Here is a 12215-nt window from a genome sequence, read left to right as displayed (position 1 = left end):
GCGAGGACGGGTGGGTCCGCCCGCCTCCTGTCAGGACCGGGCGGCACGCGTCTGGGAACGGTTCTCCTTGCGGATCGCCTCCAGCAGCTCCGCCCGGTTCATCTTCGACCGGCCGCCGATGTCGAGGCGGCGGGCCACCTCGTGCAGATGCTGCACGGTGGCGTTCTCGTCGACACCTTCGCCGCTGCGGGCCGGCCGGTCCCGCGGCGTACCGGCGCGCGGATCGGAGGGACCCTTGCGGCCCTGCTCCTTGCGCTCCCAGTGGTCCGCGACCTTCTCGTACTTGTGCTTCAGCGCGCTGAAGGCGACCCGGTGGGCCCGCTCACCCTCCCCGTACTGCTCGACGGCGGAGTCATGGGCCTTGATCCAGGTCCGCTGCGCGTCCTTGGGCGAGCGCTCCAGCGTCGAAGGAAGCTCCTCGCGTCCCGGCATGGTTCACCTCCGATGCGATGCGGGGCGGGTGCCCGGGCCGCCACCGCCGAAACAGCCGCCGTGGTGTCCCCCGCGGTGTTTGCGCGCCGCGAACCGGGACACCATGGTCATGTGCCGCAGTGCCCGCCGCGTGAGGGGACCGTGAGGGATACGGGGACCGGCACCATCGTTCCGATCGGCCCCGGCAGCTGCGGCACACCGCACGCGCCGGACGAGCTTGGAGGCCGGGTCGCGTCTTCACCACAGCAGGCCCACCGACCCGGGCTACCGCCGCATCCGCCACGGGCGCGGCTTCCGTTACGCCGACACCGACGGCCGCCCGCTGCGCGACCCCCGCCGAGCGGGCCCGCGGACGCGCACGCCTCGGGGACGAGGGCGCCTACGGCATTTCCGCGGCCGGGGACCGGCCGAGTCGACCGTGCGGCACTGCCGCGCACCGGGCTGACCGGCGGTCCGTCGACGGCCGTCAGCGCGGGCCCTCCGCGACGATCGCCGCCAGAGCGGCGACGGGCGGCCACGACCACTGGCCGGCGCGCGCCAGAAGGGAACTGCGGCGTGTGCCGGCCAGCGGGTCCAGCGGACGGAAGGCGACGTCCGTCCGATGCCGCTCGATACCCGAACTGGCCAGCACGGCCACCCCGAGACCCGCGCCGACCAGGCTGTTGACCAGATGGAGGCTGTCCACGCGGTGCGCGATCCGGGGTACGAAGCCGGCCATCGCGCACACCCGCTGCACCAGCTCGTCGTCGTCCGTGCCGCGGGAGTTGGCGATCCAGCCGGTACCGGCGAACTCCGCCAGCCCGGACAGGGCGACAGGGCGGCCGGCGTCCGGATGGTCCGCGGGCACGGCGAGATACAGCGGCTGCTCCTCGAACTGCCGGGCGCTCAACTCCGGTGGCACGGTCCGCGGTACGAGGCTGTAGTCGTACACCACGCCCAGGTCGGCGCCTCCCGAGCTCAGCAGCCGCGCCGTGTACTCGGGCTCGTGCTCGTGCACCTCCACCGTGACCCGCGGATACCGCTCCCGCAGACGGGCTATGGCGGGCAGCACCACCGGCTCGACCGCTGTGAAGAAGCTCGCCAGCCGCACCCGCCCGACCGGATCGGCCGTGCCCCGCAGCTCCGCCTGCGCCTCCTCGACGGCGGCGAGGATGCCCACGGCGTGCCCGACCAGCCGCTCGGCGGCCGGTGTCAGCCGCACCCGGCGGCCGGCCGGGGTCAGCAGCGGGACACCGACCTCCTGTTCCAGGACCGCCAGATGCTTGGAGACGGCCGAGGTTCCGTAGCCGGTGCTCGCCGCCACGGCGGCCATGGTGCCGAGCCGGTGCAGCTCGACCAGCAGCCGCAACCGGCCCAGGTCGGGCAGGTGGTCCGTGCCGTTGCCGGCGCTGTTCCCGGTGTCGTTCGCCGTCTCGTCCGCGTTCATCCGCGCATTGTCCACAAAAAGTGGCCGGTCGATCCACTTTCGGCCCGTGGACAGAAACATAGCGAGGCCGGTCCAATGGGCCCGGTGACCACCGAGACCGCCCGAATCGCCACCACCGACGCTCCCGTCGGCACCGACGCCCCGCCCCTGCCGGGAACGCGTCCGGCCCCCGCGCCCCACCGTGTGCCGGGGGCCGTGCTCGTCCTCGTCGCCATGGTCGTGCTGCACACCGGCAGCGCGCTGGCGACGGAGCTGTTCCACTCGCTCGGCCCGGCGGGCACGACCTGGCTGCGTCTCACCTTCGCGGCGGTCTTCCTTGCCGTGTTCACCGGCAGGTCGCTGTGGCGGACGCTGCGGAAGACCCCGCGGCGCGATCTGCTGGCCACCTGTCTGCTCGGCGGCGCCAGCGCGGGCATGATGCTGCTCTTCTCCGAGGCCGCCGCCCGGCTGCCGCTGGGGACCGCCACCGCGCTGGAGTTCCTCGGCCCGCTCACCGTCGCCGTCTTCGCGTCCTCCCGGCTCAAGGAGCTGGCCTGGCTCGGGCTGGCCGGTGCCGGAGTCGTACTGCTCACCTCGCCGTGGACCGGCGGCACCAGCCCGACCGGCGTGCTCTTCGGCCTCGGCTCCGCGGCCTGCTGGGCGCTGTACGTCGTCGGGACCGCGCACGTCGGCAGCCGGTTCTCCGCGCCGCACGCCCTGGCGGTGTCGCTGGCGGTCGCGGCCGTCGCCGCCGCGCCGTTCGGGGCGCCGGGCGCGCTGGCGGCCCTCACCTGGCAGACGGCCGCCGCCGGGGCGGGGATCGCCGTGCTGATGCCGCTGGTGCCGTTCCTGCTCGAGATGCAGGCGCTCCAGCGGATCGGGAAGACCACGTACGGCACGCTGGCCGGTCTGGAACCGGCCGTCAGTCTCGTGGCCGGCATGGTCCTCATCGCCCAGACGCCCGGGGTTCTGCAGATCGCCGGCACCGCGCTGGTGGTCGCCGCCGGCATCGGGGCGACCCGGGCGGAGGCCCGGCGCTGAGCTTCGGCACCATCACGTACGGCACCACCCGGGCCGCCGACGTTGAAACGCCGGGTCCGCGGGTACCCGGACCGGCGTCCCGCCCCGAAGCGGTCCACGGCCCCGTACGGCGGCGGTCGTTGTGTGCCGAGCCGCCGGGCGGGTACACGGGCGCCGTCGGACGGCGCACGTGCGGGCCGAGCGGGGAGGAGCGCCGGGTGAAGTGGGTGATCACGGCGGCGGGAGCGCTGCTGGTGCTGGCCGGTCTGCGCGATCTGTTCCATACGCTGTGGCACTCCACGGGCCGGGGGACGCTGAGCAGGGCGGTGATGACAGTGCTGTGGCGGCTCGCCCGTCGCTTCGGCGCCCGCGGGACGATCGCCGCTCTGGCCGGCCCTCTGTCGATGATCGCCGTGATTCTCATGTGGACGTTGATCATCGTGGCCGGCTGGACCCTCGTCTACTGGCCCCACGTCCCCGACGGCTTCTCCTACGCTCCCGGCCTCGAGCCCGGCCGGCGTGCCGACATCGTGGACGGCCTGTACCTCTCCCTGGTCATGGTCGGCACCCTCGGCCTGGGCGACATCGCCCCCACCGACGCCTGGCTCCGCATCGCCGCCCCGCTCGAAGCGCTGATCGGCTTCGCCCTGCTGACGGCCGCCGTCTCCTGGATCAGCCAGATCTACCCCGCCCTGACCCGCCGGCGGCTCCTGGCCCTGCGGCTGACGTCCCTGCGCGCCACGGGCGGCCTGCCGCCCCCGCCCGGGGCGACGGCCACCGCGGTCCTGTTCCAGCAGCTGGCCGAGGACGGCAACCACGTCCGTATCGACCTGACCCAGCACGGGGAGACGTACTACTTCCACGACGGTGAACCGGACACCTCACTGGCCGCGACGGCCGGCTACGCCGCCGACCTCGCCGTCCAGGAACAGTACTCCCGGGAAGTGGCCGTCCGCATGAGCGCCGCCATGTTCGGCAGATCCCTGGAGAAGCTCGCCGGGACCCTGGGCGCGCACTTCCTGCGCACAGACGGCACCCCCAGACAGATCTTCGCCGCCTACGCGGCCGACCACGGCCACGCCCGCGAGCCCTGAGCCCGAGTCCTGAACCCGGGCCCGGCTGCCCGCCCCGCGGGGGTGCATCCGCACCGCCAGCCGGGGGACTTGACCGGCCGCCCCGCGTGGTGGGCGTCCCACCCCGGCGCCCCCGCTGGAAAATGCTGCGCGGGCCGGCCGACTGTCCACCCGCATCGCAAGAAGCGGCCCCGTACGGCAGCAGCCGCCCGTGGCCGTGCCGCCACCCGACCAGGGGACCTGCCGAGCAGCGGAGGGGGAGGAACGTGCTGGTCCTGCTGGCACTCCACGCCACGGTCGCCGCCGTGCTGCCCTGGTGGGCACGCCGGTTCGGGGCCACCGCCTGGTATCCGGCCGCCGCCGTGCCGCTGGCCACTGCGCTCTGGGCGGGCTTCCAGGCCCCGGAGGTGCTGGCCGGCGGCGTGGTGGAGGAGTCCTGGGCGTGGGCGCCCGCGCTGGGGCTCGTCCTGGACCTGCGGCTCGACGGCCTGTCGCTGCTGATGCTGTGGGTCGTCGGAGGCGTCGGAGCAGCCGTCCTGCTCTACTCCCGCCACTACACGGAACACGACACGGGCCGGGAGTCGGCCCTGCTGCTGGCGTTCGCCGGAGTCATGACGGGACTTGTCCTCGCGGACAACCTCTTCCTGCTGTACGTGTTCTGGGAGCTCACGACCGTCGTGTCGTTCCTGCTCATCGCCGGACGCGGGGACCGGGCGGAGCGCCGCCGCGCCGCCGTGCAGGCGCTGCTCGTGACGGCCGGGGGCGGCCTCGCCATGCTGCTCGGCTTCGTGCTGCTGGGCGAGGCCGCCGGCACGTACCGGGTCTCGGCGATCGTCGCCGACCCGCCGCAGGGCGGCGCGGTCACCGCCGCGGTCGTCCTGGTGCTGATCGGGGCGTTCGCCAAGTCCGCCCAGATGCCGCTGCACAGCTGGCTGCCCGCGGCGATGGTGGCACCGACGCCGGTGAGCGCCTATCTGCACGCGGCCAGCATGGTCAAGGCCGGTGTGTATCTCGTCGCCCGGCTGGCCCCCGGACTGGCCACCGCAGGACCGTGGCGGCCCATGGTGTTCGCCGTGGGGCTGGCGAGCCTGGTGCTCGGCGCGTGGTGCGCCCTGCGGGAGACCGACCTCAAGAAGCTCCTCGCGTACGGCACGATCAGCGAACTCGGCATGCTGATCGCCCTGTTCGGGGCAGGCACCAGGACCGCCGCCCTGGCGGGCGCCGTGATGCTGCTGGCGCACGCGGCGTTCAAGGCGGCCCTGTTCCTCGTCACCGGCATCATCGACCACCAGGTCGGCACGCGGGACATACGCGAACTCTCCGGGGTGGGACGTCGGCTGCCCGGACTGCTGACCGTCGCCGTCCTCGCGGCCGCCTCCATGGCCGGTCTGCCCCCGCTCATCGGCTTCCTCGGCAAGGAGGCCGCCTTCGAGGCGTTCCTCCACGCCCCTGACCTGGCCGCGCACGGCTGGCTGCTCGCGGCCCTCGTGCTCGGCTCGGCGCTGACGGTGACCTACGCCGCCCGCTTCCTCGCCGGGGCGTTCGGCGGCGCGCCGCGACCCGGCGGGAAGGAGCCGCGTCCGCCCGCCGCGGGGTTCGTGGCGCCTGTGGCGGTACTGGCGGTCGCCGGCCTGGTGGGCGGCGTGTGGGCGACGGGCACGGACCGGGCGGTGCGCCCGTACGCCGACGCCTACCCGCCCGGCCCCAAGGGCCCCTACGAGCCGGCTCTGTGGCACGGACTGACGCCCGTGCTCGGACTGTCGGCCCTCGCCGTGCTCGCCGGTGTGCTGCTGCACCTCGCCGGCCGGCAGGGCATGTCCACTGCTTCCGGACCCTCCCGCCTGGGGCCGCCCCAACTGCCCGGGGAGCAGCCCGGCTACCGCCGTACGCTGGCGGCGCTGGACGAGGCCGCGGCCCGGCTGACCCGCCGCACGCACGTCGGCTCGCTGCCGGTCCACCTCGCGGTCATCCTGACGACGGTGCTCCTGCTGCCCGGCACGGCGCTGGCGGCCATGATCCCGGACATCGGCTCACCGCCGCTGTGGCGGGCCGTCCTCGAACTGCCGCTGGGCGTGGGGGTGCTGGCCGCCGCGGCGATGGTGCTGACCACCCGGTACCGGCTCACCGGCACCCTCCTGGTCGGCGCGGTCGGCTACGGAGTGGCGGGGCTCTTCCTGGTGCGCGGCGCGCCCGACCTGGCCCTGACCCAGTTCCTCGTCGAGACCATGACGCTCGTCGTGGTGGTGCTGGTGCTGCGCCGGATGCCGGCCCGGTTCACGCCCGGCAGGACGACCTGGCGCGTCCGCACCGTGCGCGCCTCCGTCGCCGTGGCCGTGGGGCTCTTCGTGGCCACGTTCGCGCTGGTCGCGGCGTCCGCCCGGCGAAGCCCGTCGGTGGCCTCCGAGTACCTCCGCCGGGCGGAGGAGGCGGGGGCGCACAACGTGGTCAACGCCGTCATCGTCGACTTCCGTGCCCTGGACACCCTCGGCGAGATCTCCGTGCTGCTGGTGACGGCCATCGGTGTCGTCAGCCTGGTGCGGGTCTGGAACGAGCAGCGGCCGTCCCGCACCGCCGCAGAGGACCGCGCCGCAGAGGACGACCGGACCGCCGCCGTGGACCGGGCCTCCGACGAAGGCCGGACCGGCGGGGGCGCGACCGAGCACCAGCCCGGAGACTTCCCCACCGCGCACTGGGACGAGCCGCAGGAGAAGTGGCTGCCCGGAGCGGACGAGCGCGCCGGGAGCGAGCGTTCCGTACTGCTCGAGGTCGTCACCCGGCTGCTCTTCCCGTCGATCCTCGTGCTCTCCCTCTTCCTGCTGTTCTCCGGCCACTCGCACCCGGGCGGCGGGTTCGCGGGCGGGCTGGTGGCCGGGCAGGCGTTCGTCCTCAGGTACCTGGTGGGCGGCAGAGCCGATCCGGGCACGGCGGCCCCGGTCGGCGCGGGCGCGCTGGCCGGCGGCGGACTCGTCCTCGCCGCCGCCGTCGGCGCGCTGCCGCTCCTGGCCGGCGCCGCGCCGCTGTCCGCCACCGTCGTGACGGCCCGGCTGCCGGTGCTCGGGAAGGTCGAGTTCGCCACCAGCCTCTTCTTCGACATCGGCGTCTATCTGCTGGTCGTCGGAGTCACGCTCACCCTGCTGTCGGCCGTGGGCGTCGCCCTCGGCCGTCCCCGCGACACGGCGACACCGCAGGAGGCCGCATCTCAGGGGCCCGCGACGGACAGAGACGGGACGCACCGGCCCGACGGCGCCGAGAGGAGCGACGAGGCGTGAACGCACTGGATCTGACCATGGCCGTGGTCGTCGGCGGCCTGTACGCCCTCGGCTTCTATCTGATGCTGCAACGGTCGCTGATGCGCATCGTCCTCGGTTTCCTCGTCCTCGGGCACGGCACCAACCTGCTGCTCCTGGTCGCCGGCGGCTCACCCGGAAAGCCCCCGATCGTCGGGGACAAGGCCGTGGACGCGGCGGAGTATGCCGATCCGCTGCCCCAGGCCATGGCGCTGACCTCGATCGTCATCACCTTCGGGCTCACGACGTTCCTGCTGGCCCTGGCCTTCCGCTCCTGGCGGCTCTCCGGGCACGACGAGGTACGCGACGACATCGAGGACCGCCGCATCGGAACCGTCCGGGAGCGGGCCGAGGACGGCCGGGCCCGCGATCCGCGCCAGGGCCGGGACGACCGTCCACGCGACGAACCGGGGGAGCACTCGTGACCGACACCCTGCTCGCGGCCCCGGTCCTGCTGCCGGTCCTCGCCGGGGGCGTACTCCTGCTCGGCGTCCCGAAGGCCCTCGTCAGGCTGATCAGTGTCGCCGTGCTGACCTGCGTACTCGCCGTGTCCGTCGCCCTGTTCGCGGTGGTCGACGAACAGGGCCCGGTGGCCGTGCACATCGGCGGCTGGCCCCCGCCCCTGGGGATCGCGCTCGTCGCCGACCGTCTCTCGGGGCTGCTGCTGACCGTCTCCGTGCTCGTGGCGCTGGCCGTGCTGCTCTTCGCCGTCGGCCAGGGCACCGCGGAGGACCGTCCCGGCACGGCCGCCGTGCTGCACCCCGCGTATCTGCTGCTCGTCGGCGGCGTGGCCCTGGCCTATCTGACGGGCGACCTCTTCAACCTGTTCGTCGCCTTCGAGGTGATGCTGGCGGCGTCGTACGTGCTGATCACCCTCGACTCCGACGAACCCCGGACCCGGGCCGGCATGACGTACACGATCGTCTCCCTGACCTCCTCGCTGCTGCTGATCACCGTCGTGGCCCTGGTGTACGCCGCCACCGGCACGGTGACGCTCGCCCAGCTCCCGGAGCGCCTCGCCGCCCTGCCCGGCAGCCTGCAGAGCGCGCTGGGCCTGCTGATGCTCGTGGTCTTCGGCATCAAGGCGGCGGTCGTGCCGCTCCACTTCTGGCTCCCCGACAGCTATCCCACCGCCCCGGCGCCGATCACCGCCGTGTTCGCGGCCCTGCTGACCAAGGTCGCGGTGTACGCGGTGCTGCGCACCCAGACCATGCTCTTCCCCCGCACCGGGGTGTGGCTGCTGCTCGCCGTCGTGTCGATCGCCGCCCTCGTGGTCGGCATCCTCGGCGCGGTCGCGCAGGACGACATCAACCGGCTGCTGTCCTTCACCCTGGTGAGCCACATCGGCTTCATGCTGCTGGGCCTCGCCCTGTTCGACGTGGCCGGCCTGACCGGCACCATCCTGTACGTGGTCCACCACATCGTCGTCCAGGCGACGCTGTTCCTCGTCGCCGGCCTGGTCCTGCGCGGCACGGGCACCACGGCGTTGCACCGCATGGAGGGCGGAGCGGCCACCGGCGCCGGGATCGCGGTGCTCTTCGCCCTGCCGGCGCTCAGTCTGGCCGGCATCCCGCCGCTGTCCGGGTTCGTGGCCAAACTGGCCCTGCTCCAGGCGACGGCGCGGGCGGGCGCCGCCGGTTACGTACTGGCGGGCGCCGCGCTGCTGACGAGTCTGCTGACGCTGTACGCGATGGCGCGCGTATGGAACGCGGCGTTCTCGGGTACCCGGCCGGCTCCCGCACCGCCTGCGCCGGGCGGCGACCCGGCCGCCACGCGGACCATGCGGCGCGGGACGGCGCTGATGCTCGCCGCGACGGCGGGCATGGCGCTGACCGGAGTGGCGATCGCGGCCTGCGCCGGACCGCTGTCCCGCGTCGGCGAGCGGGCCGCGGAGGACCTGCTGGACCCGCGGGAGTACCGGGCGGCCGTACTGGGCGAGGAGGGCCGGTCGTGACGAGAGGTGGGCGACACGCAGCGAGCCGTGCCTTCGCGGTCTGCTGGCTCTGGGCGCTGTGGGTGGTGCTGTGGGGATCACTCAGCCCCCTCGTGGTCACGGCCGGGTTCCTGGCGGCGCTGGCCGTCGTCGTGGCGTTCCCGCTGCCGCCGGTGCGCACGCCCGCGGGCCGGCGCCCACTCCGGGTCGCCGGGCTCGTCGGCCGGCTGGCCCTCGACCTCGTCCGCTCCGCCGCCACCGTGGCGTGGGAGGCCGTCCGCTACGGCAGCAAGACCTCCGCGGCGATCGTCGAGGTGCGGCTGCGGGCCGACACGGACCTGCTCGTCACGACCGTCGCCAACTTCACCACCCTCACCCCGGGAACGCTCGTGCTGGAGATCGACCGCAGTGGCCAGACCCTGTACGTGCACGCGCTGCCGGCCCGCGACCCGGACGGCCCCGAGCGCCGGCGGCGCGAGGTCCGCGCCGTGGACGAGCGCGTGACGCGCGCGCTCGGCCGGGACGACGGCCCCGGAGGCCCCGACGCAAAGGAGGAGCCATGAGCGTCGTCTTCACCACCGCCCAGGCGGTGATCACCGCCGCGGCGCTGCTGACCCTGCTCCGCCTGCTGCGCGGCCCCGCCGCACTCGACCGGATCGTGGCCCTGGACGTCGTGGTCACCCTCGTCATCGCCGGCACGGCCGTGCACATGGCCGCCCACTCGGAAGCCACCCCGCTGCCCGTGCTGCTCGTCCTGGCGCTGCTCGCCTTCATCGGCTCGGTCGCCGCCGCGCATCTCGTCGAGGAACGGGAGCACATGCGATGAGCACGGTGCGGGACGTCGCCAGCGCCGTGCTCCTCCTCGGCGGGGCCGGGCTGTGTCTGCTGGCCGCGCTGGGACTGCTGCGGTTCCCCGACACCGTCACCCGGCTGCACGCCTCGGCGAAGGCGCAGTCGGTGGGGCTGGTCCTGATCCTCACGGGGACGGCGATGCAGGTGCCGGGCCGTTACGCCCCCGTCGTCCTGCTCGTGGCCCTGTTCCAGCTGTTCACCGTTCCCGTCACCGGCCAGATCGTGGGACGCACCGCGTACCGCACCCGTGGCATCGCGCGCGCCGCCCTGGTGCGGGACGAGCTCGGCGACCGCCTGGAACGCGAGGGCGGCGCGCCCCCCGAGGACGAGCGCGACGTGGAGACCGAAGACGACCGGTGAGACCGCGGGAACACCGGGACTCTCACAGTTGCCGGCGTACCCCCGCCTCGCCGGTCACCTGGGCCGACTCGGCCCCAGCCCCCGCTGAACGCCTCGGCGCCCTTGAAGCCGACGGGACACGGGCTGGCCGGCGGGCGCATATGGACGACGGCGGCCGGTGTGTCGTTGGGCTTCGCGGTGCCTGTCATCCCGCTCTCCCTCGGTCGGCGCGGATCGCCCCGCCGCCCGGGCGGCGGGGCACGCTGTCCCTCGGGCGATACGCCGGCGCCGGACAAAACGCCCCCGCCGCAGCCGGGAGCCCGGGCGGACCCGCGGCCCGCCCGGGCTCCCGGCACTACGGAATCTCAGCGCGCGAACCAGCGCTGCGGCTCCGGATCGGTGTTCTCGTAGATGTGCTTGGCCTGGCGGTATTCGGCGAGCCCTTCCTGACCGAGCTCCCTGCCGATGCCGGAGCGTTTGAACCCGCCCCACTCCGCCTGCGGCAGATACGGGCCGAAGTCGTTGATCCACACCGTGCCGTGCCGCAGCCGCCGCGCCACCCGCTCGGCCCGGCCGGCATCCTTGGTCCACACGGCTCCGGCGAGCCCGTAGTCGGTGTGGTTGCCCAGTTCGACCGCGCGGTCCTCGTCGGTGAAGCGCTCCACGGTCAGGATGGGACCGAAGGTCTCCTCCTGGACGATGCGCATGTCCTGCATGCAGTCGACGAACACCGTCGGCCGGTAGAAGAAGCCGTTGCCCAGCTCCGGTTCGTCCGGCCGCTTGCCGCCCGCGACCAGCCTCGCGCCCTCCTCGACGCCCAGCCGCACGTAGGACTCGACCTTGTCCCGGTGCGCGGCGGAGACGAGCGGGCCGCTCTCGGTGTCCTCGTGCAGCCCGTTGCCCAGCCGGATGCGCTCGGTGCGGCGGACCAGTTCGGAGACGAAGGCGTCGTGCAGGGAGTCCTCGACGATGAGCCGGGTGCCCGCCGAGCACACCTGCCCGGCGTGGAAGAACACGGCCATGAGGGCGTGGTCGATCGCGGTCTCGACATCGGCGTCGGCGAACACGATGTTGGGGTTCTTGCCGCCCAGTTCGAGGGCGACGTTCTTCACGGTGTCGGCCGCCGTGCGCATGATCATCTGCCCGGTCGACAGGCCGCCGGTGAAGGACACCAGGTCCACGTCGGGGCTCTCCACCAACGGCGCGCCGGCCGTCCCGCCCGCACCGAGCACGAGGTTGACCACGCCGGCGGGCGCACCGGCCTCCTCGATCAGCTCCACCATCTTGATGGTGGTCAGCGGGGTGATCTCGCTGGGCTTGATCACCATGGTGTTCCCGGCCGCCAGCGCGGGGGCCACCTTCCACGACGCCTGGAGCAGCGGGTAGTTCCAGGGCGTGATCAACGCGCAGACACCGACCGGCTCGTGGACGACGCGGCTGCGGATCTTGGGGTCGCCCGCGTCCACCACCCGTCCGGAATCCACCTCGGCCTGGCCCGCGTAGTAGCGGAACACCGCCGTCACGTCATCGACGTCGATGCCGCTCTCGACGAGTGTCTTCCCGGTGTCCAGCGTTTCCAGCCGGGCGATCTCCGCCCGGTCGCGCTGGAGGTACTCGGCCGTTCTGTGCAGCAGCTCGGAGCGCTGCCGCGGGGCCCAGGACGGCCAGTCGCCGCGGTCGAACGCGGCCCTCGCCGCGGCCACCGCGGCCAGCGCGTCCGTCCGGTCGCCCTCGTCCACGGATCTGACAACGGACTGGTCGTAGGGATTCAGAATCTCGCGTGTGGCGCCGCTCGAAGCGGCGATCCACTTTCCGCCGATAAACAGACTGGACGTAGCAGTCCTTCCCCGGTTGAGCCGAATGCAGCTGCACCG

At 73.6% G+C, this 12215-nt stretch carries 11 protein-coding genes; 8 read left to right on the top strand and 3 right to left on the bottom strand.

Features of this window, described 5'->3' with window-relative positions:
- Positions 1 to 30: 30 nt before the first annotated feature.
- Both ACWD01_RS08665 and ACWD01_RS08660 read right to left on the bottom strand, forming a co-directional pair.
- The gene (locus ACWD01_RS08665) at positions 31 to 432 is read right to left on the bottom strand and encodes a ChaB family protein (RefSeq protein ID WP_451159510.1); all 402 of its coding nucleotides are present in this window, start codon (positions 430 to 432) and stop codon (positions 31 to 33) included.
- 466 nt (positions 433 to 898) lie between these two features.
- Positions 899 to 1858, bottom strand: coding sequence for a LysR family transcriptional regulator (locus tag ACWD01_RS08660; RefSeq protein WP_451159508.1), 960 nt, complete (start codon positions 1856 to 1858; stop codon positions 899 to 901).
- A gap of 75 nt (positions 1859 to 1933) precedes the next feature.
- Here ACWD01_RS08660 and ACWD01_RS08655 point away from each other — a divergent pair, with 75 nt between their 5' ends.
- The 8 genes from ACWD01_RS08655 (at position 1934) to mnhG (ending at position 10362) form a co-directional block, all read left to right on the top strand.
- Complete coding sequence (locus ACWD01_RS08655; protein ID WP_451159506.1) at positions 1934 to 2878, top strand: EamA family transporter; 945 nt, start codon at positions 1934 to 1936, stop codon at positions 2876 to 2878.
- A 197-nt stretch (positions 2879 to 3075) separates the two neighbouring features.
- Positions 3076 to 3951, top strand: coding sequence for a potassium channel family protein (locus tag ACWD01_RS08650; protein WP_451159504.1), 876 nt, complete (start codon positions 3076 to 3078; stop codon positions 3949 to 3951).
- A 245-nt stretch (positions 3952 to 4196) separates the two neighbouring features.
- Positions 4197 to 7199, top strand: coding sequence for a Na+/H+ antiporter subunit A (locus ACWD01_RS08645; protein WP_451159502.1), 3003 nt, complete (start codon positions 4197 to 4199; stop codon positions 7197 to 7199).
- Positions 7196 to 7642, top strand: coding sequence for a Na(+)/H(+) antiporter subunit C (locus ACWD01_RS08640; RefSeq protein WP_451159500.1), 447 nt, complete (start codon positions 7196 to 7198; stop codon positions 7640 to 7642). The genes ACWD01_RS08645 and ACWD01_RS08640 overlap by 4 nt, the downstream gene beginning before the upstream one ends.
- Positions 7639 to 9171 (top strand): Na+/H+ antiporter subunit D, encoded by a 1533-nt coding sequence (locus ACWD01_RS08635; protein ID WP_451159498.1) that lies wholly within the window; start codon positions 7639 to 7641, stop codon positions 9169 to 9171. The genes ACWD01_RS08640 and ACWD01_RS08635 overlap by 4 nt, the downstream gene beginning before the upstream one ends.
- On the top strand, positions 9168 to 9713 hold the full coding sequence (locus ACWD01_RS08630) for a Na+/H+ antiporter subunit E (RefSeq protein WP_451159496.1): 546 nt from the start codon (positions 9168 to 9170) through the stop codon (positions 9711 to 9713). Before ACWD01_RS08635 ends, ACWD01_RS08630 begins: the two co-directional genes overlap by 4 nt.
- A complete protein-coding gene (locus ACWD01_RS08625) occupies positions 9710 to 9976 on the top strand; it encodes a monovalent cation/H+ antiporter complex subunit F (protein WP_451159494.1) in 267 nt (88 codons plus the stop codon). The genes ACWD01_RS08630 and ACWD01_RS08625 overlap by 4 nt, the downstream gene beginning before the upstream one ends.
- On the top strand, positions 9973 to 10362 hold the full coding sequence (mnhG, locus tag ACWD01_RS08620) for a monovalent cation/H(+) antiporter subunit G (RefSeq protein WP_451159492.1): 390 nt from the start codon (positions 9973 to 9975) through the stop codon (positions 10360 to 10362). Before ACWD01_RS08625 ends, mnhG begins: the two co-directional genes overlap by 4 nt.
- Positions 10363 to 10706: 344 nt before the next feature.
- Here the strand turns inward: mnhG and ACWD01_RS08615 are convergent, their stop codons facing one another.
- A complete protein-coding gene (locus ACWD01_RS08615) occupies positions 10707 to 12203 on the bottom strand; it encodes an aldehyde dehydrogenase family protein (RefSeq protein ID WP_451159868.1) in 1497 nt (498 codons plus the stop codon).
- Positions 12204 to 12215: the final 12 nt, after the last annotated feature.

The organism is Streptomyces sp. NPDC002835, from assembly GCF_053591995.1.
The sequence above is the reverse complement of the archived record's forward strand: the minus strand, read 5'-3'. Positions and strand labels throughout refer to the sequence as shown.